Source organism: Escherichia sp. WS2035, from assembly GCF_046487065.1.
Lineage (GTDB): Bacteria > Pseudomonadota > Gammaproteobacteria > Enterobacterales > Enterobacteriaceae > Escherichia > Escherichia coli.
Map to the genome: position 1 here is coordinate 89,236 of NZ_JBJQKD010000012.1, position 21,780 is coordinate 111,015.

20 protein-coding genes are annotated in these 21,780 nt (G+C 52.0%); 14 read left to right on the forward strand and 6 right to left on the reverse strand.

Annotated elements, in window-relative coordinates:
• Positions 1-116 precede the first annotated feature (116 nt).
• The gene (gene ygeA / locus ACJHX4_RS19010) at positions 117-809 is read left to right on the forward strand and encodes an amino acid racemase (protein ID WP_000848653.1); all 693 of its coding nucleotides are present in this window, start codon (positions 117-119) and stop codon (positions 807-809) included.
• Here ygeA and lysR read toward each other — a convergent pair.
• On the reverse strand, positions 796-1,731 hold the full coding sequence (lysR, locus tag ACJHX4_RS19015; RefSeq protein ID WP_000741810.1) for a DNA-binding transcriptional regulator LysR: 936 nt from the start codon (positions 1,729-1,731) through the stop codon (positions 796-798). The genes ygeA and lysR overlap by 14 nt on opposite strands.
• 121 nt (positions 1,732-1,852) lie before the next feature.
• Here lysR and lysA point away from each other — a divergent pair, with 121 nt between their 5' ends.
• On the forward strand, positions 1,853-3,115 hold the full coding sequence (lysA, locus tag ACJHX4_RS19020) for a diaminopimelate decarboxylase (RefSeq protein WP_001120720.1): 1,263 nt from the start codon (positions 1,853-1,855) through the stop codon (positions 3,113-3,115).
• A 6-nt stretch (positions 3,116-3,121) separates the two neighbouring features.
• Here lysA and galR read toward each other — a convergent pair whose 3' ends face one another.
• On the reverse strand, positions 3,122-4,153 hold the full coding sequence (galR, locus tag ACJHX4_RS19025; protein WP_000201041.1) for an HTH-type transcriptional regulator GalR: 1,032 nt from the start codon (positions 4,151-4,153) through the stop codon (positions 3,122-3,124).
• 585 nt (positions 4,154-4,738) lie between these two features.
• Between galR and aas the strand changes: the two genes are divergently transcribed.
• The gene (aas, locus tag ACJHX4_RS19030; RefSeq protein ID WP_000899021.1) at positions 4,739-6,898 is read left to right on the forward strand and encodes a bifunctional acyl-ACP--phospholipid O-acyltransferase/long-chain-fatty-acid--ACP ligase; all 2,160 of its coding nucleotides are present in this window, start codon (positions 4,739-4,741) and stop codon (positions 6,896-6,898) included.
• Positions 6,891-8,084, forward strand: coding sequence for a lysophospholipid transporter LplT (lplT, locus tag ACJHX4_RS19035; RefSeq protein ID WP_000004602.1), 1,194 nt, complete (start codon positions 6,891-6,893; stop codon positions 8,082-8,084). Before aas ends, lplT begins: the two co-directional genes overlap by 8 nt.
• A gap of 31 nt (positions 8,085-8,115) precedes the next feature.
• On the opposite strand, the gene ACJHX4_RS19040 is transcribed toward lplT, so the two are convergent.
• From ACJHX4_RS19040 to mutH, 4 genes are all read right to left on the reverse strand, one after another.
• Complete coding sequence (locus ACJHX4_RS19040) at positions 8,116-9,156, reverse strand: NADP(H)-dependent aldo-keto reductase (RefSeq protein WP_001199301.1); 1,041 nt, start codon at positions 9,154-9,156, stop codon at positions 8,116-8,118.
• 107 nt (positions 9,157-9,263) lie between these two features.
• The gene (ygdR, locus tag ACJHX4_RS19045) at positions 9,264-9,482 is read right to left on the reverse strand and encodes a lipoprotein YgdR (protein ID WP_000758655.1); all 219 of its coding nucleotides are present in this window, start codon (positions 9,480-9,482) and stop codon (positions 9,264-9,266) included.
• Positions 9,483-9,619: 137 nt separating this feature from the next.
• Entirely contained in the window at positions 9,620-10,333 is a 714-nt protein-coding gene (locus ACJHX4_RS19050; protein ID WP_000895624.1) for a TerC family protein, read from the reverse strand.
• 68 nt (positions 10,334-10,401) lie between these two features.
• Complete coding sequence (gene mutH, locus ACJHX4_RS19055) at positions 10,402-11,091, reverse strand: DNA mismatch repair endonuclease MutH (protein WP_000082183.1); 690 nt, start codon at positions 11,089-11,091, stop codon at positions 10,402-10,404.
• 185 nt (positions 11,092-11,276) lie between these two features.
• Here mutH and ygdT point away from each other — a divergent pair, with 185 nt between their 5' ends.
• From ygdT to recC, 10 genes are all read left to right on the forward strand, one after another.
• Positions 11,277-11,423: a protein YgdT gene (ygdT, locus tag ACJHX4_RS19060; protein ID WP_001525554.1), complete on the forward strand. Its 147-nt coding sequence runs from the start codon at positions 11,277-11,279 to the stop codon at positions 11,421-11,423.
• Positions 11,424-11,775: 352 nt separating this feature from the next.
• Positions 11,776-12,306 (forward strand): RNA pyrophosphohydrolase, encoded by a 531-nt coding sequence (rppH, locus tag ACJHX4_RS19065; RefSeq protein WP_000564489.1) that lies wholly within the window; start codon positions 11,776-11,778, stop codon positions 12,304-12,306.
• A 12-nt stretch (positions 12,307-12,318) separates the two neighbouring features.
• Positions 12,319-14,565, forward strand: coding sequence for a phosphoenolpyruvate--protein phosphotransferase (ptsP, locus tag ACJHX4_RS19070; protein ID WP_000957911.1), 2,247 nt, complete (start codon positions 12,319-12,321; stop codon positions 14,563-14,565).
• A gap of 150 nt (positions 14,566-14,715) precedes the next feature.
• Positions 14,716-15,591 carry a prolipoprotein diacylglyceryl transferase gene (gene lgt, locus ACJHX4_RS19075; protein ID WP_000204658.1) on the forward strand — a complete coding sequence of 292 codons (876 nt, stop codon included), beginning with the start codon at positions 14,716-14,718 and terminating at the stop codon, positions 15,589-15,591.
• Positions 15,592-15,597: 6 nt separating this feature from the next.
• Positions 15,598-16,392: a thymidylate synthase gene (thyA, locus tag ACJHX4_RS19080; protein WP_000816232.1), complete on the forward strand. Its 795-nt coding sequence runs from the start codon at positions 15,598-15,600 to the stop codon at positions 16,390-16,392.
• A 184-nt stretch (positions 16,393-16,576) separates the two neighbouring features.
• Positions 16,577-17,047 (forward strand): prepilin peptidase-dependent protein, encoded by a 471-nt coding sequence (locus tag ACJHX4_RS19085; RefSeq protein ID WP_000744690.1) that lies wholly within the window; start codon positions 16,577-16,579, stop codon positions 17,045-17,047.
• Complete coding sequence (locus tag ACJHX4_RS19090) at positions 17,038-17,601, forward strand: prepilin peptidase-dependent protein (RefSeq protein ID WP_001144304.1); 564 nt, start codon at positions 17,038-17,040, stop codon at positions 17,599-17,601. Before ACJHX4_RS19085 ends, ACJHX4_RS19090 begins: the two co-directional genes overlap by 10 nt.
• On the forward strand, positions 17,598-18,005 hold the full coding sequence (locus tag ACJHX4_RS19095; protein WP_001078371.1) for a DUF2509 family protein: 408 nt from the start codon (positions 17,598-17,600) through the stop codon (positions 18,003-18,005). The genes ACJHX4_RS19090 and ACJHX4_RS19095 overlap by 4 nt, the downstream gene beginning before the upstream one ends.
• Positions 17,990-18,313 carry a prepilin-type N-terminal cleavage/methylation domain-containing protein gene (locus ACJHX4_RS19100; RefSeq protein ID WP_001276486.1) on the forward strand — a complete coding sequence of 108 codons (324 nt, stop codon included), beginning with the start codon at positions 17,990-17,992 and terminating at the stop codon, positions 18,311-18,313. Before ACJHX4_RS19095 ends, ACJHX4_RS19100 begins: the two co-directional genes overlap by 16 nt.
• Positions 18,314-18,325: 12 nt before the next feature.
• On the forward strand, positions 18,326-21,694 hold the full coding sequence (gene recC / locus ACJHX4_RS19105) for an exodeoxyribonuclease V subunit gamma (protein WP_000946905.1): 3,369 nt from the start codon (positions 18,326-18,328) through the stop codon (positions 21,692-21,694).
• Positions 21,695-21,780 lie beyond the last annotated feature (86 nt).

Consider the following 21,780-nt stretch of genomic DNA (forward strand, 5'->3'; position numbering starts at 1 on the left):
GATGTGCTGTACATCCGGCCCTTTTTTCGTTAATAGAGATTAGGCACCTGGCCGTTGAGGCGTTTGCCTCGTTCCTTATTCAGCCTTGTTGCGGTAACACTCATCAGGAGAGAGGAATGAAAACAATTGGTTTGCTGGGAGGAATGAGCTGGGAATCCACTATTCCTTACTATCGTCTGATAAATGAAGGCATTAAACAGCGGCTTGGTGGGCTTCACTCTGCGCAAGTGCTGCTACATAGCGTCGATTTTCATGAAATAGAAGAGTGCCAGCGTCGCGGTGAGTGGGACAAAACCGGGGATATTCTGGCTGAGGCGGCGCTTGGCTTACAGCGGGCGGGCGCAGAAGGTATTGTGTTATGCACCAATACGATGCACAAAGTGGCGGATGCCATTGAGTCTCGTTGCTCTCTGCCTTTCTTACACATAGCGGATGCCACTGGACGTGCAATTACCGGGGCAGGAATGACTCGTGTGGCGCTGCTGGGTACACGTTACACCATGGAACAGGATTTTTATCGCGGGCGGCTGACGGAACAATTTTCCATCAACTGTCTTATTCCTGAAGCGGATGACCGGGCGAAAATTAATCAGATTATTTTTGAAGAACTGTGTCTGGGGCAATTTACCGAAGCGTCACGCGCTTATTATGCGCAAGTGATTGCTCGCCTTGCAGAACAGGGCGCACAGGGCGTCATTTTTGGCTGCACAGAAATTGGTTTACTGGTGCCAGAAGAGCGCAGTGTTCTGCCTGTGTTTGATACCGCGGCGATCCATGCCGAGGATGCTGTCGCTTTTATGCTGTCGTAGCTGACGACAAAATAGCGTCAAGAGAAGTGACCAGTTTCGGTAATCCCGCTTGTAAATGCTCACTAAACGCCTGCACCAGCGCTGATGACGGGCGGTGCAGGGGGCGGATCAGGCTGACGGTGAATGGAACCGCAATGCTGAACCGCCGCACCACTAAACCGCTTGCCGCATAATCCAGTGCGGTGAGCGGGTTAACCACTGAAACGCCTACCCCCGCCCGTACCATTGCGCAGACTGACGCGGCGCTGTGGGTTTCTACGATCATGCGTCGTTTAACCTGATTCTCAGTAAACAATTGATCCAGCAACTGGCGATAGCTGTCAGTACGGGAAAGGCTGATGTAGTTCTCACCGTGAAAATCATCCGGCGTTAATACCTTTTTTACCGCCAGCGGATGGCCCGGAGGTAACACACACACTTCATCTAAAGAGAGTAATTCGGTACGTTCTGTTCCCGCAGGCGTATGGAGCGTTTCAGTGAGTCCTAAATCATGACGCTGGGCCGAGAGCCACTCTTCAAGTAGCGGTGATTCCTGGGGCACGATATTTAAGCTGACATCGGGATAACGTGCCAGAAAGGGTTGCAGGAGCTGCGGTAAAAAAGATTGCGAAAAGACCGGCAGGCAGGCAATAGACAGTTCTCCCTGGCGAAACTCGCGCAGACTTTCTGCGGCACTGACAATGCGATCCAGTCCGTACCAGGATCGTTGCACTTCTTCAAACAGACGCAGTCCTTGCACGGTAGGATGTAATCGTCCACGTATGCGCTCAAACAATTTCAGCCCGATCACCTTCTCAAAGCGCGCCAGTTCGCGGCTGACGGTTGGCTGTGAGGTGTGTAGCAGGTGTGCCGCCTCAGTCAGGCTTCCGGCGGTCATTACCGCATGAAAAATTTCAATATGACGTAAGTTAACGGCGGCCATTAGCGCTCTCTCGCAATCCGGTAATCCATATCATTTTTGCATAGACTCGACATAAATCGATATTTTTTATTCTTTTTATGATGTGGCGTAATCATAAAAAAGCACTTATCTGGAGTTTGTTATGCCACATTCACTGTTCAGCACTGATACCGATCTCACCGCCGAAAATCTGCTGCGTTTGCCCGCAGAATTTGGCTGCCCGGTGTGGGTCTACGATGCGCAAATTATTCGTCGGCAGATTGCGGCGCTGAAACAGTTTGATGTGGTGCGCTTTGCACAGAAAGCCTGTTCCAATATTCATATTTTGCGCTTAATGCGTGAGCAGGGCGTAAAAGTGGATTCCGTCTCGTTAGGTGAAATAGAGCGTGCACTGGCGGCGGGTTACAATCCGCAAACGCACCCTGATGATATTGTTTTTACGGCAGATGTTATCGATCAGGCGACGCTTGAACGCGTCAGTGAATTGCAAATTCCGGTGAATGCGGGTTCTGTTGATATGCTCGACCAACTGGGGCAGGTTTCGCCAGGGCATCGGGTATGGCTGCGTGTTAATCCGGGGTTTGGTCACGGGCATAGCCAAAAAACCAATACCGGTGGCGAAAACAGCAAGCACGGTATCTGGTACACCGATCTGCCCGCCGCACTGGACGTGATACAACGTCATCATCTACAGCTGGTCGGCATTCACATGCACATTGGTTCTGGCGTCGATTATGCCCATCTGGAACAGGTATGTGGTGCTATGGTGCGTCAAGTCCTCGAATTCGGTCAGGATTTACAGGCTATTTCTGCGGGCGGTGGGCTTTCTATTCCTTATCAACAGGGTGAAGAGGCGGTTGATACCGAACATTATTATGGTCTGTGGAATGCCGCGCGTGAGCAAATCGCCCGCCATTTGGGCCATCCTGTGAAACTGGAAATTGAACCGGGTCGCTTTCTGGTAGCGCAGGCTGGCGTATTAATTACTCAAGTGCGGAGCGTCAAACAAATGGGTAGCCGCCACTTTGTTCTGGTTGATGCCGGGTTCAACGATCTGATGCGCCCGGCAATGTACGGTAGTTACCACCATATCAGTGCCCTGGCAGCTGATGGTCGTTCTCTGGAACACGCGCCAACGGTGGAAACCGTCGTCGCCGGGCCGTTATGTGAATCGGGCGATGTCTTTACCCAGCAGGAAGGGGGAAATGTCGAAACCCGCGCCTTGCCGGAAGTGAAGGCGGGTGATTATCTGGTACTGCATGATACAGGGGCATATGGCGCGTCAATGTCATCCAACTACAACAGCCGTCCGCTGTTACCAGAAGTTCTGTTTGATAATGGTCAGGCGCGGTTGATTCGCCGTCGCCAGACCATTGAAGAATTACTGGCGCTGGAATTGCTTTAACTGCGGTTAGTCGCTGGTTGCATGATGACTTGCCTCCAGCGACGGAGTTGACACTGAATGGCGACGTACCAGCGTCGGACTAAAGACATTAGTGATTTCCGGGAGAGGGCGATTATCCGCCAGCGCCAAAGCCAGTTCGGCAGCCTGCGTCGCCATCGTCACGATTGGGTAACGCACGGTGGTCAGGCGCGGACGCACATAGCGTGACACCAGCACATCATCAAAGCCAATTAACGAAATCTCACCCGGTACATCAATACCATTATCATTGAGCACGCCCATCGCGCCCGCCGCCATTGAATCGTTATAACAGGCTACCGCAGTGAAATTTCTGCCTCGTCCCAAAAGCTCGGTCATTGCCTGTTCGCCGCCGCTTTCGTCTGGTTCGCCAAATGTCACCAGCCGGTCATTGGCCGGAATACCACTTTCAGCAAGGGCATCGTAATACCCTTGCAGACGATCTTCGGCGTCAGAAATAGAGTGGTTAGAGCACAGATAACCAATGCGGGTATGACCTTGCTGAATTAAATGACGCGTTGCCAGCCAGGCACCGTAACGATCGTCCAGAGCAATACAACGGTTTTCAAAGCCAGGCAGGATACGGTTGATCAGCACCATACCGGGCATTTGTTTCATTAATGAGGCTAAATCGGCATCCGGGATCATTTTGGCATGGACAACCAGCGCAGCACAGCGATGGCGGATCAGTTGCTCAATGGCCTGACGCTCTTTTTGTTCGTTGTGGTAACCGTTGCCAATCAATAAAAAATTACCAGTGTGATAAGCCACCTGTTCGACCGCTTTCACCATTGCACCGAAAAACGGATCGGAAACATCACCAACGACCAGACCGATCGTTTCAGTGGTCTGCTGCGCCAGCGCACGGGCGTTGGCGTTCGGGTGATAGCTAAGAGACTCCATTGCACTATGCACAGCCAGTCGGGAAGCTTCGCTGGCTTTGGGTGAATTATTAATGACGCGGGAAACGGTGGCGACTGAAACGCCTGCCAGTCGGGCTACATCCTTTATGGTCGCCATGAAAATACCTTAGTGGGTAAACGCTTACATTCTTTCAGTGTTACGGAAAACGCCCGTTGGTTCAAGGGGCGGCGTGTTTTCATTGTGGGAATGTGAGCCAAACGCAAATAAGTAAGACAAAAAAAGAGATTGCAAACCTTTGGTTACACTTTGCGAAACGCTGTTGCGATTGACCGCTGGTGGCGTTTGGCTTCAGGTTGCTAAAGTGGTGATCCCAGAGGTATTGATAGGTGAAGTCAACTTCGGGTTGAGCACATGAATTACACCAGCCTGCGCAGATGCGCAGGTTTTTTTTTGCCGGTCATCAATCTGTAACAGTAACCGACAATTTACACACCTCGTTGCATTTCCCTTCATTCCTTTGCGTTTTCTCGCTGGCGAAGAGTCGTCGTGCAGACCACAATCAAGATCCCAGAGGTATTGATTGGTGAGATTATTCGGTACGCTCTTCGTACCCTGTCTCTTGCACCAACCTGCGCGGATGCGCAGGTTTTTTTTCGCACCTAATTTACTGTCGCTCGCGTTCTTTATCTCGTGTAATCTCCCTCCATTCGCTTTTACTGAATCAGAGCAAAGGGAGTTGGAATGCTTTTTAGCTTTTTTCGAAATTTGTGCCGTGTTTTGTATCGCGTTCGCGTTACGGGTGACACCAAGGCACTGAAGGGCGAGCGCGTTCTAATCACGCCTAATCACGTCTCTTTTATTGATGGCATACTGCTGGCATTGTTTTTACCCGTACGTCCGGTATTTGCCGTTTACACCTCAATAAGCCAACAGTGGTATATGCGTTGGCTGAAATCATTTATCGACTTTGTTCCTCTCGACCCGACGCAACCTATGGCGATTAAACATCTGGTACGTCTGGTGGAACAGGGCCGACCAGTGGTGATTTTCCCTGAAGGACGCATCACCACCACTGGCTCGCTGATGAAAATCTACGATGGCGCGGGATTTGTCGCGGCGAAGTCTGGTGCAACGGTTATTCCTGTGCGTATTGAAGGGGCGGAACTTACGCACTTCAGCCGCCTGAAAGGTCTGGTTAAACGTCGCTTGTTCCCGCAAATTACTCTGCATATTTTGCCACCAACGCAGGTGGAGATGCCGGATGCGCCGCGTGCCCGTGACCGTCGCAAAATCGCTGGCGAAATGCTGCATCAAATAATGATGGAGGCGCGTATGGCGGTGCGCCCGCGTGAAACGCTGTACGAATCTTTACTGAGCGCAATGTACCGCTTCGGAGCCGGGAAGAAATGTGTCGAAGACGTCAACTTTACCCCAGACTCCTATCGCAAATTGCTTACGAAAACGCTGTTTGTTGGACGCATCCTTGAAAAATACAGTGTTGAAGGCGAACGCATCGGCTTAATGCTGCCCAATGCAGGCATCAGTGCGGCAGTGATTTTTGGGGCCATCGCCCGTCGCCGCATTCCCGCAATGATGAACTACACCGCCGGGGTAAAAGGGCTGACCAGTGCTATTACGGCGGCTGAAATCAAAACCATCTTCACTTCCCGTCAGTTTCTCGATAAAGGCAAACTCTGGCATCTGCCGGAGCAACTTACTCAGGTGCGCTGGGTCTATCTGGAAGATTTAAAAGCAGATGTCACCACTGCCGACAAAGTGTGGATTTTCGCTCATTTGCTGATGCCGCGTCTGGCACAGTTAAAACAGCAGCCGGAAGAAGAAGCGCTGATCCTCTTTACCTCCGGTTCTGAAGGCCATCCGAAAGGCGTCGTCCATAGCCATAAAAGCATTCTGGCGAACGTTGAGCAGATTAAAACGATTGCCGACTTCACCACCAACGATCGCTTTATGTCGGCGTTACCGCTGTTTCACTCCTTTGGGCTGACGGTAGGCCTGTTTACGCCACTGCTCACAGGTGCAGAAGTGTTCCTTTATCCAAGCCCGCTGCATTACCGCATTGTGCCGGAGTTGGTGTATGACCGCAGTTGCACCGTGTTGTTCGGTACCTCGACTTTCCTCGGTCACTACGCGCGCTTTGCCAACCCGTATGACTTCTATCGTCTACGCTATGTGGTGGCAGGCGCAGAAAAACTACAAGAAAGTACCAAACAGCTTTGGCAGGATAAATTTGGCCTGCGCATCCTTGAAGGCTACGGTGTGACCGAATGCGCGCCTGTCGTTTCTATCAACGTACCGATGGCGGCGAAACCCGGTACGGTAGGGCGTATTCTACCAGGAATGGATGCGCGCCTGTTGTCGGTTCCTGGTATCGAAGAGGGCGGACGCCTGCAACTGAAAGGGCCGAACATAATGAACGGCTATCTGCGGGTGGAGAAGCCTGGTGTACTGGAAGTGCCCACCGCCGAGAATATTCGCGGCGAAATGGAGCGCGGCTGGTATGACACTGGCGATATCGTGCGTTTTGATGAGCAGGGCTTTGTGCAGATTCAGGGCCGCGCAAAACGCTTTGCCAAAATTGCAGGCGAAATGGTGTCGCTGGAAATGGTGGAACAACTGGCACTTGGTGTTTCGCCAGATAAAGTCCATGCCACTGCGATTAAGAGCGATGCCAGCAAAGGCGAGGCACTGGTGCTTTTCACCACAGATAACGAACTGACGCGCGATAAGTTACAACAGTATGCCCGCGAGCACGGCGTGCCGGAGCTTGCTGTACCGCGCGATATTCGCTATCTGAAACAGATGCCATTACTTGGCAGCGGCAAACCTGACTTTGTCACGTTGAAAAGCTGGGTAGACGAAGCGGAACAACACGATGAGTGAGTCAGTGCACACTAACACTTCGTTGTGGTCGAAGGGGATGAAAGCGGTTATCGTGGCGCAGTTTCTCTCTGCGTTTGGCGATAATGCGCTACTGTTTGCTACTCTGGCGTTACTGAAAGCGCAGTTCTATCCGGAGTGGAGCCAGCCCATCCTGCAAATGGTGTTTGTAGGTGCTTACATTCTTTTTGCGCCGTTTGTCGGGCAGGTGGCGGATAGCTTCGCCAAAGGCCGGGTGATGATGTTTGCCAACGGCCTGAAGCTACTGGGCGCAGCCAGTATCTGCTTTGGTATCAATCCGTTTCTCGGCTATACGTTGGTGGGTGTTGGTGCTGCAGCCTATTCACCGGCGAAATACGGTATTCTCGGCGAATTAACCACGGGTAGTAAGTTAGTAAAAGCTAACGGTTTAATGGAGGCGTCTACCATAGCGGCGATTTTGCTCGGTTCCGTAGCTGGTGGTGTTCTGGCTGACTGGCATGTCCTGATCGCCCTGGCCGCATGCGCACTGGCCTACGGTGGCGCGGTCATTGCCAATATCTACATTCCCAAACTGGCGGCGGCGCGTCCGGGGCAGTCCTGGAATCTCATCAGCATGACCCGCAGTTTCCTGAATGCCTGCACCTCGCTATGGCGCAATGGTGAAACGCGTTTTTCGCTGGTGGGCACCAGTTTATTCTGGGGAGCGGGTGTCACGCTGCGTTTCCTGTTGGTGCTGTGGGTACCGGTGGCGCTGGGTATTACCGATAACGCTACGCCGACCTATCTCAACGCGATGGTAGCGATTGGTATCGTGGTTGGTGCAGGTGCGGCAGCGAAGTTAGTTACGCTGGAAACCGTGTCACGCTGTATGCCAGCCGGGATTTTGATTGGCGTGGTGGTACTGATTTTCTCCCTGCAACACGAGCTGCTGCCAGCCTATGCTTTGTTGATGCTGATTGGCGTGCTGGGGGGTTTTTTTGTCGTTCCGCTCAATGCGTTGCTACAGGAGCGGGGTAAAAAAAGCGTCGGGGCGGGGAATGCGATTGCAGTACAAAACCTTGGCGAAAACAGCGCCATGTTGTTGATGCTGGGCATTTACTCGCTGGCGGTAATGGTAGGCATCCCGGTCGTGCCCATTGGCATTGGCTTCGGTGCGCTGTTTGCGCTGGCAATAACGGCGCTGTGGATCTGGCAGCGCCGTCATTAATATTTAACGCCGGTTTTAACCGGCGTTAATCTTATGGTGCAGGATACGTATAAACCTGATGCACCGCTTCAATTTCAGCTAATACGTCTTCGCTCAACTCCAGATGCAAACTTTCGACGTTAGTTTTCAGCTGCTCCATCGTGGTTGCGCCCAGCAGAGTGCTGGCAACAAACGGTTGACGGCGTACAAATGCGAGCGCCATCTGAGCAGGGTCCAGGCTATGACGTCTGGCGATATCAACATACGCCGCGACGGCTTTTTGCGTTTGCTCACCGCTATAGCGGGTGAAGCGACTAAAGAGCGTATTACGTGCGCCAGCGGGTTTTGCACCATTGAGATATTTCCCGGTCAGCGTGCCGAAACCCAGGCACGAATAGGCCAGCAGTTCGACCCCTTCATACTGGCTGACTTCTGCCAGACCTACTTCAAAACTGCGGTTTAACAGGCTGTAGGGGTTCTGAATGGTGACAATACGCGGCAGATCGTGTTTGTCCGCCAGATGCAGGTAGCGCATTACGCCAAATGCAGTTTCGTTCGACACGCCTATATAACGAATTTTTCCCGCGCGTTGGTACTCTGCCAGTGCGTCCAGCGTATCCAGCAGCGAAACCGCAGGCGCAGAATCTGTCCAGCTATAACCGAGTTTGCCGAAGCAGTTGGTTGGGCGCTGCGGCCAGTGCACCTGATAGAGATCGAGGTAATCAGTCTGCAGACGCTTGAGGCTGTCATGCAGCGCTTCACGGATATTCTTCCGATCCAGCGCCTGATCCGGGCGGATGCCTTTGTCATTATTGCGCGACGGTCCGCTCACTTTGGAGGCGATAATTAACTTTTCGCGGCTGCCATGTTTCGCCAGCCAGTTGCCGACGTAGGTTTCGGTTAGCCCTTGAGTTTCGGGGCGCGGAGGTACTGGGTACATTTCGGCAACGTCGATAAGGTTAATGCCCTGAGCGACGGCATAGTCGAGTTGTGCGTGGGCGTCGGCTTCGCTGTTCTGTTCACCAAACGTCATCGTGCCAAGCCCCAGCGTGCTGACTTCCAGCGAACTGTGGGGTATACGGTGATATTGCATAGCCGTTTCCTTTTTATAATCACGACATAAGGAATATAAAAATGGCAGAGGGAAGGGAAAAGGGAAAGAGAAAAATCTTAAGGCCAGCCGGATGCTGACCTTATTTGTTAACGTTCAATAATTTGCGAAACATCATCACGGTTAATTTGCATCGCGTTACCTTGCTGATCGTGATAACTCACCAGCCCGGTATCATCATCAATTTCAGGTTTTCCATCGGTCAAAATCATACGGCCATCTTTGGTCGCCATGACGTAATCACTGGAACACCCGGAAACAGCAAACGCCAGTCCGACTGCAGAAATTATTACTGCCCATTTTTTCATCCGGTTATCCTCATTTGGCCCACCTATGATAATAGTCTGTTTATAAACCGACGTTATATATCTTGAAAGCAGGAAAATCTTAAACTGTGAGGGTAACAGGAGTGAGTACGCCCTCCCGCAGGAGAGCGTACGGAGTATCAGAGCGGATTCTTTTTGTTGCGAATCAGGTTTAGGCTTTCAACCGCAATAGAGAAGAACATCGCGAAGTAGATGTAACCTTTCGGTACGTGGATGTCGAAACTTTCCAGAATCAGGGTAAAGCCCACCAGAATCAGGAAAGAGAGCGCCAGCATTTTTACCGAAGGATGGCGCTCGACAAAATCACCAATCGAGCGCGCGGCGAACATCATCACGCCTACGGCAATCACCACGGCAGCCATCATAATAAACAGGTGATCTGACAGACCCACAGCGGTAATCACCGAGTCGAGGCTGAAGATAATATCCAGCAGCATAATCTGCACGATAGCGCCGAGGAATGATGAAACGCGTGTTTTCAGCCCTTCTTCTTCACCTTCGATGGATTCGTGGATTTCCTTGCTGGCTTTCCAGATAAGGAACAAGCCACCCAGAAGCAGAATCAAATCACGGGCGGAAATTTCCTGACTGAATATTGTAAAAAGCGGATTCGTCAGGCGCGTAACCCAGGCGATGGATGCCAGCAGCGCCAGACGCATGACCATGGCTCCCGCCAACCCCAGACGGCGCGCATGAGCACGTTGTGCTGTTGGGAGCTTTGCCACCACCAGAGAAAGGAAAATAATATTGTCGATCCCAAGAACGATCTCCAGCAGCGTCAGCGTACCGAGCGCAAGCCAGGCGTTAGGATCGGTTATCCATGCAAATAACATCTAAAAAGCCCTGCCAAAAAAATGAAGCGGTAATTATATGCCCGGAAAGCGGCAGGTCAAAGCGATGGCTACTGGATCAGAAAATGACGGGCCAGTAGCGCACTGGTGAAATTCTTCTTCAAATAAAATCCGCGCGGCAGCGTCAGAATCCGTTCGCCCCGGGCACCAATAGCTTCGGTCAGCGCTTTCGCATTCGCTGCTTTCGGTCGTATCTGTAAATATTCCCCGTGACGAGCGGTGATCCGCTCAATCTGACCGAGAACAATCATATCCATTAATTCTTCCCAGTCTTCGCGTAGCTGCCGGTCTTCCTCTTCATTCGGGCTCCACAGCAACGGTGATCCTACGCGACGCTTTGCCAGCGGGATGCTGCGCTCGCCTTCAACCGGTATCCACAGCACGCGTTTGAGCTTGTGGCGCACGTGGCTGGTTTCCCATGTCACCCCGCTATTGCCCGTTAACGGGGCAACACAAACGAATGTTGTTTCCAGCGGACGACCAAGACTATCCACAGGGATAGTTTTAAGTTCCACGCCCAGAGCAGCAAAATCTTGCTCAGGTTTACTCCCTGCGCTGGCACCTAGCCAGATCTCCAGTAACACGCCAATCCAGCCCTTATCGCGTTTTAAATTCTCCGGCGTAACCAGCCCGGCAAGTGCCGCCAGTTCTCCCAATGTATAACCAGAAAGTTGTTGTGCTTGCGCTAACAATTGTTCTTCAGTTTCGGGAGGAGAGAGCAGTGGGCGAGGTTGGGACATGTCATGATACCTTGGTTAAAAAACAAACAGCAATTATGTGCCGAATATTCGCAGTGTAACTTTTTCCACATGCGTTGTTCAATTCTCTGATTTATATTGCTTTTTAGGTTGCCGGTAATCGAGTTGCGCAACACTGCAACGGGTTTTCCAAATCTGGTCACTGAAAATAAACAGGATCTTACACCATGTTATCCACAGAAAGCTGGGATAACTGTGAAAAACCTTCACTACTGTTTCCATTTACAGCCTTGACGTGCGACGAAACTCCAGTTTTTAGTGGTTCAGTGCTTAACTTAGTGGCACATTCTGTGGATAAATACGGCGTTGGTTGATCTTTCGCCAACCCGTAAATGAGAGGTGTGACCTGGGTCACGAATTACTCTTTTTTATTACTCAAATCACATGTAATACATTGACTGATAATGAATATTTTAAAATCTCTATATCTGTCTTATTCAGAATGCTCCGGGTTTTCCCGTAGTAATTCCGTAGTTCTTCACAACTCTATCCACAGAAAAGGTGAATAAAAACGGCTATCCACCCCTTCCTCTGTTTATAACTCTGCACATAACTGTGAGTTATTCAATTGTTATTAGTGTGTAATGCCCTGCAGAGAGTGGTTTACCGTCTTCCTGGAGTATGAAACAATCATTCGTATATAAAGCTTTATTTTGAGGTAGTCCGGTGATTGATGACGATGGCTACCGCCCAAACGTAGGTATCGTGATTTGTAATCGCCAGGGGCAGGTAATGTGGGCCCGGCGATTTGGTCAGCACTCCTGGCAATTTCCGCAAGGCGGAATCAACCCCGGAGAATCCGCAGAGCAGGCGATGTACCGTGAATTGTTTGAAGAAGTAGGATTAAGCCGCAAAGACGTTCGAATCCTTGCTTCAACGCGTAACTGGTTGCGCTACAAATTACCGAAACGTTTGGTGCGTTGGGACACGAAGCCGGTTTGTATCGGCCAAAAACAAAAATGGTTTCTCTTGCAGCTGGTGAGCGGCGATGCAGAAATCAATATGCAAACCAGCAGTACACCAGAGTTTGACGGCTGGCGATGGGTAAGTTACTGGTATCCAGTCAGACAGGTGGTGTCATTTAAACGTGATGTCTACCGTAGGGTAATGAAAGAGTTCGCGAGTGTGGTGATGTCACTGCAGGAAAATACGCCAAAACCACAAAACGCATCTGCTTATCGACGTAAAAGAGGTTAAGTCACGCCAATTATGCTCACTCGCCTGCGCGAAATAGTCGAAAAGGTAGCCAGCGCACCACGCCTGAATGAGGCGTTAAATATTCTGGTTACCGACATCTGTCTTGCGATGGATACCGAGGTCTGTTCGGTCTACCTGGCCGATCATGATCGACGTTGTTACTACCTGATGGCGACCCGGGGACTGAAAAAACCACGCGGTCGCACTGTAACGCTCGCGTTTGATGAAGGGATCGTCGGCCTGGTTGGCAGGCTGGCGGAACCGATAAACCTTGCAGATGCGCAAAAGCACCCCAGCTTCAAATACATCCCCTCCGTAAAAGAAGAACGTTTCCGCGCGTTTTTAGGCGTACCAATTATTCAACGTCGCCAGTTGCTTGGTGTACTGGTGGTACAGCAACGAGAGTTGCGCCAGTATGACGAAAGTGAAGAATCCTTCCTGGTGACGCTTGCCACCCAGATGGCAGCTATTCTTTCTCAGTCGCAGTTGACTGCCTTGTTTGGGCAATATCGCCAGACGCGAATCCGTGCATTACCGGCAGCACCTGGTGTGGCGATTGCCGAAGGCTGGCAGGATGCCACGTTACCTTTAATGGAACAGGTGTATCAGGCATCAACGCTGGATCCGGCTCTGGAACGCGAACGACTGACCGGGGCGTTGGAAGAGGCGGCTAACGAGTTTCGCCGCTATAGCAAACGCTTTGCTGCCGGTGCACAAAAAGAAACGGCGGCTATTTTCGATCTTTACTCACACCTGCTTTCGGATACCCGGCTGCGTCGCGAATTGTTTGCCGAGGTTGATAAAGGCTCGGTGGCAGAGTGGGCGGTAAAAACGGTCATTGAAAAATTTGCCGAACAGTTTGCCGCGCTAAGCGATAACTATCTCAAAGAGCGGGCTGGCGATTTACGTGCACTTGGTCAGCGATTGCTGTTTCATCTTGATGACGCTAATCAAGGGCCGAACGCCTGGCCGGAACGTTTCATTCTGGTGGCAGATGAACTGTCAGCGACAACGCTTGCTGAGCTGCCCCAGGATCGCTTAGTCGGTGTTGTCGTGCGCGATGGCGCTGCCAACTCCCATGCTGCGATCATGGTACGTGCGCTGGGGATCCCTACCGTGATGGGCGCGGATATTCAGCCTTCGGTACTGCATCGTCGGACGCTGATCGTCGATGGTTATCGCGGTGAATTGCTGGTCGATCCGGAGCCGGTACTGCTGCAAGAATATCAGCGGCTAATTAGTGAAGAGATCGAGCTTAGCCGTCTGGCGGAAGATGACGTCAATTTACCCGCCCAGTTAAAAAGCGGCGAACGCATTAAAGTCATGCTCAATGCCGGTTTAAGCCCGGAACATGAAGAAAAACTGGGCAGCCGTATTGATGGCATAGGACTTTATCGCACTGAAATCCCATTCATGCTGCAAAGTGGTTTTCCGTCGGAAGAAGAACAGGTGGCGCAGTATCAGGGGATGCTGCAAATGTTTAATGATAAACCCGTCACCTTGCGTACGCTGGATGTCGGAGCAGATAAGCAGCTGCCTTACATGCCGATCAGCGAAGAGAATCCATGCCTGGGTTGGCGTGGGATTCGCATTACGCTCGATCAGCCGGAGATCTTCTTGATCCAGGTGCGGGCGATGCTGCGTGCTAATGCCGCTACGGGCAACCTGAATATTCTGTTGCCGATGGTCACAAGCCTCGATGAAGTTGACGAAGCACGCCGCCTGATTGAACGTGCCGGACGTGAAGTCGAGGAGATGATCGGTTACGAAATTCCCAAACCACGTATCGGCATCATGCTGGAAGTGCCGTCAATGGTGTTTATGCTGCCGCATCTGGCAAAGCGGGTCGATTTCATCTCTGTTGGCACCAACGATCTGACGCAATACATCCTGGCCGTTGATCGCAACAATACCCGGGTGGCGAACATTTATGACAGTCTTCATCCTGCAATGTTACGAGCTCTGGCGATGATCGCCCGGGAAGCGGAAATACATGGAATCGATCTCCGTTTGTGCGGTGAAATGGCGGGCGATCCGATGTGCGTGGCAATCCTCATTGGGCTTGGGTATCGCCATCTGTCTATGAACGGACGTTCTGTAGCGCGCGTAAAATACCTGCTGCGGCGCATTGATTTTGCCGAAGCAGAAAATCTTGCGCAGCGTAGTCTGGAAGCGCAACTGGCGACCGAAGTTCGCCATCAGGTTGCAGCCTTTATGGAGCGTCGCGGCATGGGCGGGCTGATTCGTGGGGGGTTATAGCGCGGATCATATACATATCTTTTAACGGTATCCGGCAACCAGCCAGGTCCCCTTGTGCTATTATTCGCACCTTTGGAGCGCCTGAAACCTGCGGCGCGCATTTCAATCGCTGTTCTCTTTCAGCGAAATAACAAGAACTTGTGGTGACAGATGACCAGTAGCTATCTGCATTTTCCGGAGTTTGATCCGGTCATTTTCTCAATAGGACCCGTGGCGCTTCACTGGTACGGACTGATGTATCTGGTGGGTTTCATTTTTGCAATGTGGCTGGCAACACGACGGGCGAATCGTCCGGGCAGTGGCTGGACCAAAAATGAAGTTGAAAACTTACTCTATGCGGGCTTCCTCGGCGTCTTCCTCGGTGGACGTATTGGTTATGTTCTGTTCTACAATTTCCCGCAGTTTATGGCCGATCCGCTGTATCTTTTCCGTGTCTGGGACGGCGGCATGTCCTTCCACGGCGGCCTGATTGGCGTTATCGTGGTGATGATTATCTTCGCCCGCCGTACTAAACGTTCCTTCTTCCAGGTCTCTGATTTTATTGCTCCACTCATTCCGTTTGGTCTTGGTGCCGGGCGTCTGGGCAACTTTATTAACGGTGAATTGTGGGGCCGCGTTGACCCGAACTTCCCGTTTGCCATGCTGTTCCCTGGCTCCCGTACAGAAGATATTTTGCTGCTGCAAACCAACCCGCAGTGGCAATCCATTTTCGACACTTACGGTGTGCTGCCGCGCCACCCATCACAGCTTTACGAGCTGCTGCTGGAAGGTGTGGTGCTGTTTATTATCCTCAACCTGTATATTCGTAAACCGCGCCCAATGGGAGCTGTCTCAGGCTTGTTCCTGATTGGTTACGGAGCGTTTCGCATCATTGTTGAGTTTTTCCGCCAGCCCGACGCGCAGTTTACTGGTGCCTGGGTGCAGTACATCAGCATGGGGCAAATTCTTTCCATCCCGATGATTGTCGCGGGTGTGATCATGATGGTCTGGGCATATCGTCGCAGCCCACAGCAACACGTTTCCTGAGGAACCATGAAACAGTATTTAGAACTGATGCAAAAAGTGCTCGACGAAGGCACACAGAAAAACGACCGTACCGGAACCGGAACGCTTTCCATTTTTGGTCATCAGATGCGTTTTAACCTGCAGGATGGATTCCCGCTGGTGACAACTAAACGTTGCCACCTGCGTTCCATCATCCACGAACTGCTGTGGTTCCTGCAGGGCGACACTAACATTGCTTATCTACACGAAAACAATGTCACCATCTGGGACGAATGGGCCGATGAAAACGGCGACCTCGGGCCAGTGTATGGTAAACAGTGGCGCGCCTGGCCAACGCCGGATGGTCGTCATATTGACCAGATCACTACGGTACTGAACCAGCTGAAAAACGACCCGGATTCCCGTCGCATTATTGTTTCAGCGTGGAACGTAGGCGAACTGGATAAAATGGCGCTGGCACCGTGCCATGCATTCTTCCAGTTCTATGTGGCAGACGGCAAACTCTCTTGCCAGCTTTATCAGCGCTCCTGTGACGTCTTCCTCGGCCTGCCGTTCAACATTGCCAGCTACGCGTTACTGGTGCATATGATGGCGCAGCAGTGCGATCTGGAAGTGGGTGATTTTGTCTGGACCGGTGGCGACACGCATCTGTACAGCAACCATATGGATCAAACTCATCTGCAATTAAGCCGCGAACCGCGTCCGCTGCCGAAGTTGATTATCAAACGTAAACCCGAATCCATCTTCGACTACCGTTTCGAAGACTTTGAGATTGAAGGATACGATCCACATCCGGGCATTAAAGCGCCGGTGGCTATCTAATTACGAAACATCCTGCCAGAGCCGACGCCAGTGTGCGTCGGTTTTTTTTGCCCTCCGTTAAATTCTTCGAGACACCTTCCCGAAATTTTGCAACGTCCTGCAACGACGTAAATAGTCCGGAAGATGCGCCGAAGAAATAGAAACTGGCCCTCGTCTTTTTTTCTCCTCGCTCCATACTGCCGGCATGAAAAAACAACGTGGTTATACGCTGATTGAAACGCTGGTCGCGATGCTGATTCTGGTCATGCTAAGCGCAAGTGGGCTCTATGGCTGGCAATACTGGCAGCAGTCGCAACGGCTTTGGCAAACCGCCAGCCAGGCGCGGGACTATTTGCTCTATTTACGTGAAGATGCCAACTGGCATAACCGCGACCACAGTATCAGTCTTATCAGGGAGGGGACGTTATGGTGCCTTGTGAGTTCCGTTGCTGGGGCGAATACCTGTCATGGCAGTTCACCATTGGTCTTTGTGCCGCGCTGGCCCGAAGTCGAAATGAGCGACCTGACACCTTCGCTTGCTTTCTTTGGCCTGCGCAATACCGCATGGGCCGGGCATATTCGCTTCAAAAACTCAACGGGCGAGTGGTGGCTAGTGGTTTCGCCGTGGGGAAGACTCCGGCTTTGTCAGCAAGGAGAAACAGAAGGATGCCTGTAAAAGAGCAAGGTTTTTCTCTGCTGGAAGTGTTGATTGCTATGGCGATCAGTAGCGTATTGTTGCTGGGGGCTGCACGCTTTCTGCCTGCGTTACAGCGTGAAAGTTTAACGAACACCCGTAAGCTGGCGCTGGAAGATGAAATCTGGCTGCGGGTATTTACCGTCGCGAAGCATCTCCAGAGGGCGGGTTATTGCCATGGCAGCTGTACGGGCGAAGGGCTGGAAATTGTCGGACAGGGTGACTGTGTCATTGTGCAGTGGGATGCGAACAGTAATGGTATCTGGGATCGCGAACCGGTAAAAGAGTCCGACCAGATTGGATTTCGTCTGAAGGAGCATGTGCTGGAAACGCTACGCGGTGCGACATCCTGTGAAGGTAAGGGCTGGGATAAAGTCACTAATCCGGATGCCATCATTATCGACACTTTTCAGGTCGTACGTCAGGATGTCAGCGGCTTCTCGCCGGTGTTGACGGTTAATATGCACGCTGCCAGCAAGGCTGATCCGCAAACCGTGGTGGATGCCAGCTATAGCGTGACAGGATCCAACCTGTGAACCGCGAAAAGGGTGTTTCGTCACTGGCTCTGGTCCTGATGCTGCTGATTTTGGGTAGCTTGCTATTGCAAGGAATGAGTCAGCAGGATCGCAGTTTTGCTTCTCGCGTGAGCATGGAAAGTCAGTCATTGCGCCGCCAGGCCATCGTTCAGTCGGCGCTGGAGTGGGGAAAAATGCACTCCTGGCAGACGCTGCCCGCAGTTCAGTGCTTACTGTATGCTGCCACCGGTGCCCGGGTTTGTCTGCGTTTACTGGCAGATAATGAAGCCTTATTGATTGCTGGTTATGAAGGCGTTTCGTTGTGGCGAACAGGCGAAGTCATCGATGGAAACATTGTTTTTTCGCCACGCGGCTGGAGCGATTTTTGTCCGCTGAAAGAGAGGGCGTTATGTCAGCTTCCCTGAGGAATCAACAAGGCTTTAGTCTGCCGGAGGTAATGTTGGCGATGGTGTTGATGGTGATGATTGTCACTGCGTTATCGGGTTTCCAGCGAACATTAATGAACAGTCTTGCCAGCAGAAACCAGTACCAACAGCTCTGGCGGCATGGCTGGCAGCAAACGCAACTGCGCGCGATTTCGCCACCTGCTAACTGGCAGGTCAACCGAATGCAGACATCGCAGGCGGGATGTGTCAGCATCAGCGTTACGCTAGTTTCACCCGGGGGCAGAGAAGGCGAGATGACCCGCCTGCATTGCCCGAATCGTCAGTAGTCAGGAGCCGCTATGTTAAGGGTCTACCATTCCAATCGTCTGGACGTGCTGGAAGCGTTGATGGAGTTTATTGTCGAACGCGAACGGCTGGACGATCCTTTCGAACCAGAGATGATTCTGGTGCAAAGTACCGGTATGGCACAGTGGCTGCAAATGACCCTGTCGCAAAAGTTTGGTATTGCGGCAAACATTGATTTTCCGCTGCCAGCGAGCTTTATCTGGGATATGTTCGTCCGGGTGTTACCGGAGATCCCCAAAGAGAGCGCCTTTAACAAACAGAGCATGAGCTGGAAACTGATGACACTGCTGCCGCAACTGTTGGAGCGCGAAGACTTTACCCTGTTGCGGCATTATCTGACTGACGATAGTGACAAGCGAAAACTGTTCCAGCTTTCTTCAAAAGCGGCGGACCTGTTTGACCAGTATCTGGTCTATCGTCCGGACTGGCTGGCACAGTGGGAAACAGGACATCTGGTAGAAGGGTTGGGAGAAGCACAGGCCTGGCAAGCGCCGTTGTGGAAGGCGTTGGTGGAATATACCGACGAACTTGGGCAACCGCGCTGGCACCGCGCCAATCTCTATCAGCGCTTTATCGAAACGCTGGAGTCCGCGACGACCTGCCCGCCGGGGTTACCTTCGCGCGTCTTTATATGCGGTATTTCCGCGTTACCGCCTGTTTATCTCCAGGCGCTACAGGCGCTGGGTAAACATATTGAAATCCATCTCCTGTTTACCAACCCCTGCCGTTATTACTGGGGCGACATTAAAGATCCCGCTTATCTGGCGAAACTACTGACTCGCCAGCGCCGACACAGTTTTGAAGATCGCGAATTACCGCTATTTCGCGACAGCGAAAATGCCGGGCAGCTCTTTAACAGCGATGGTGAACAGGATGTCGGCAACCCGCTGCTGGCTTCATGGGGCAAGCTTGGGCGCGACTACATTTATCTCCTTTCTGACCTGGAGAGCAGCCAGGAGCTGGACGCTTTTGTCGATGTGACGCCAGATAACCTGCTGCATAATATTCAGTCTGACATTCTGGAACTGGAAAACCGCGCCGTTGCTGGTGTGAACATCGAAGAGTTTTCCCGTAGCGATAACAAACGCCCGCTTGATCCACTGGATAGCAGTATCACCTTCCACGTTTGCCATAGCCCGCAGCGTGAAGTTGAAGTTTTACACGATCGCCTGCTGGCGATGCTGGAGGAAGACCCGACACTTACTCCGCGCGACATCATCGTGATGGTGGCTGATATCGACAGCTACAGTCCGTTTATTCAGGCTGTGTTTGGTAGCGCACCTGCGGATCGTTACCTGCCTTACGCCATTTCCGACCGTCGGGCGCGGCAGTCGCATCCTGTACTTGAAGCGTTTATCAGCCTGTTATCGTTGCCAGACAGCCGCTTTGTGTCGGAAGACGTGCTGGCATTACTGGATGTGCCGGTGCTGGCGGCGCGGTTTGACATCACCGAAGAAGGGCTGCGTTATTTACGCCAGTGGGTCAACGAGTCCGGCATTCGTTGGGGGATAGATGACGACAACGTTCGCGAGCTGGAACTTCCCGCTACCGGTCAACACACCTGGCGGTTTGGCCTGACGCGCATGTTGCTGGGCTACGCGATGGAGAGCGCGCAGGGCGAGTGGCAATCGGTTCTACCTTATGATGAATCGAGCGGCTTAATTGCAGAACTGGTGGGGCATCTGGCTTCACTGCTAATGCAGCTAAATATCTGGCGTCGCGGGCTGGCGCAGGAGCGTCCGCTGGAAGAGTGGTTGCCGGTTTGTCGCGATATGCTCAACGCCTTCTTCCTGCCGGATGCGGAAACCGAAGCGGCGATGACGCTGATCGAACAACAATGGCAGGCGATTATCGCCGAAGGTTTAGGTGCGCAGTATGGCGACGCGGTGCCGCTGTCACTATTGCGTGATGAACTGGCACAGCGCCTGGATCAAGAACGTATCAGCCAGCGTTTTCTCGCCGGACCGGTTAACATTTGTACTCTGATGCCAATGCGTTCAATTCCGTTCAAAGTGGTTTGCCTGCTGGGAATGAACGACGGCGTTTATCCACGTCAGCTTGCGCCATTGGGCTTTGATCTGATGAGCCAGAAACCGAAGCGTGGCGACCGTAGCCGTCGCGATGACGACCGCTATCTGTTCCTGGAAGCGTTAATTTCCGCGCAGCAAAAACTCTATATCAGCTATATCGGGCGTTCCATTCAGGATAACAGTGAACGTTTCCCGTCGGTACTGGTGCAGGAACTGATCGACTACATCGGGCAAAGCCATTATCTACCGGGCGATGAAGCGCTCAACTGTGATGAAAGCGAGGCAAGGGTAAAAGCGCATCTTACTTGCCTCCATACCCGAATGCCGTTTGATCCACAAAACTACCAGCCAGGCGAACGACAAAGTTATGCTCGTGAATGGCTACCTGCGGCCAGCCAGGCTGGTAAAGCACATTCTGAATTTGTTCAGCCGCTGCCATTTACCTTACCGGAAACCGTGCCGCTGGAAACGCTACAACGATTCTGGGCACATCCGGTGCGGGCATTTTTCCAGATGCGTTTGCAGGTGAACTTCCGTACCGAAGACAGCGAAATCCCCGACACCGAGCCATTTATTCTGGAAGGACTTAGCCGTTATCAAATCAATCAGCAGTTATTGAATGCACTGGTTGAGCAGGATGATGCCGAACGCTTGTTCCGTCGCTTCCGGGCGGCAGGGGATTTACCGTATGGCGCTTTTGGTGAAATTTTCTGGGAAACGCAGTGTCAGGAGATGCAGCAGCTTGCCGACAGAGTCATTGCCTGTCGCCAGCCGGGGCAGAGTATGGAGATTGATCTCGCCTGCAACGGTGTGCAAATAACGGGCTGGTTGCCGCAGGTGCAGCCGGATGGCCTGTTGCGCTGGCGTCCCTCTTTATTAAGTGTGGCGCAGGGAATGCAACTTTGGCTGGAACACCTTGTCTACTGTGCCAGCGGTGGTAATGGTGAAAGTCGCCTTTTTCTACGCAAAGACGGCGAGTGGCGTTTTCCGCCGCTTGCAGCCGAACAGGCTTTGCATTACCTCTCACAACTGATTGAGGGGTATCGTGAAGGAATGTCCGCGCCATTGCTGGTGTTACCTGAAAGTGGCGGCGCGTGGCTAAAAACCTGTTATGACGCGCAAAACGATGCCATGCTGGATGACGATTCCACGTTGCAAAAAGCCCGTACGAAATTCCTTCAGGCTTACGAAGGCAACATGATGGTGCGTGGCGAAGGTGATGATATCTGGTATCAACGGCTCTGGCGGCAATTAACACCAGAGACAATGGAGGCTATCGTTGAACAGTCGCAACGTTTCCTGTTACCGCTGTTTCGCTTTAATCAGTCATGAGTGTTGTATAAAAATTGCGCAATCTATCCGCTTACTTTATGATGCGCACCAGTCACGGACTGATGGTTATATAGACATAGGCTGAC

Bases quoted from the DNA above. Each gene is read 5' to 3' on its own strand.
- ygeA (WP_000848653.1), top strand. From the start codon at position 117: ATGAAAACAATTGGTTTGCTGGGAGGAATGAGCTGGGAATCCACTATT.
- lysR (WP_000741810.1), bottom strand. From the start codon at position 1,731: ATGGCCGCCGTTAACTTACGTCATATTGAAATTTTTCATGCGGTAATG.
- lysA (WP_001120720.1), top strand. From the start codon at position 1,853: ATGCCACATTCACTGTTCAGCACTGATACCGATCTCACCGCCGAAAAT.
- galR (WP_000201041.1), bottom strand. From the start codon at position 4,153: ATGGCGACCATAAAGGATGTAGCCCGACTGGCAGGCGTTTCAGTCGCC.
- aas (WP_000899021.1), top strand. From the start codon at position 4,739: ATGCTTTTTAGCTTTTTTCGAAATTTGTGCCGTGTTTTGTATCGCGTT.
- lplT (WP_000004602.1), top strand. From the start codon at position 6,891: ATGAGTGAGTCAGTGCACACTAACACTTCGTTGTGGTCGAAGGGGATG.
- ACJHX4_RS19040 (WP_001199301.1), bottom strand. From the start codon at position 9,156: ATGCAATATCACCGTATACCCCACAGTTCGCTGGAAGTCAGCACGCTG.
- ygdR (WP_000758655.1), bottom strand. From the start codon at position 9,482: ATGAAAAAATGGGCAGTAATAATTTCTGCAGTCGGACTGGCGTTTGCT.
- ACJHX4_RS19050 (WP_000895624.1), bottom strand. From the start codon at position 10,333: ATGTTATTTGCATGGATAACCGATCCTAACGCCTGGCTTGCGCTCGGT.
- mutH (WP_000082183.1), bottom strand. From the start codon at position 11,091: ATGTCCCAACCTCGCCCACTGCTCTCTCCTCCCGAAACTGAAGAACAA.
- ygdT (WP_001525554.1), top strand. From the start codon at position 11,277: ATGTTATCCACAGAAAGCTGGGATAACTGTGAAAAACCTTCACTACTG.
- ptsP (WP_000957911.1), top strand. From the start codon at position 12,319: ATGCTCACTCGCCTGCGCGAAATAGTCGAAAAGGTAGCCAGCGCACCA.
- lgt (WP_000204658.1), top strand. From the start codon at position 14,716: ATGACCAGTAGCTATCTGCATTTTCCGGAGTTTGATCCGGTCATTTTC.
- thyA (WP_000816232.1), top strand. From the start codon at position 15,598: ATGAAACAGTATTTAGAACTGATGCAAAAAGTGCTCGACGAAGGCACA.
- ACJHX4_RS19085 (WP_000744690.1), top strand. From the start codon at position 16,577: ATGAAAAAACAACGTGGTTATACGCTGATTGAAACGCTGGTCGCGATG.
- ACJHX4_RS19090 (WP_001144304.1), top strand. From the start codon at position 17,038: ATGCCTGTAAAAGAGCAAGGTTTTTCTCTGCTGGAAGTGTTGATTGCT.
- ACJHX4_RS19100 (WP_001276486.1), top strand. From the start codon at position 17,990: ATGTCAGCTTCCCTGAGGAATCAACAAGGCTTTAGTCTGCCGGAGGTA.
- recC (WP_000946905.1), top strand. From the start codon at position 18,326: ATGTTAAGGGTCTACCATTCCAATCGTCTGGACGTGCTGGAAGCGTTG.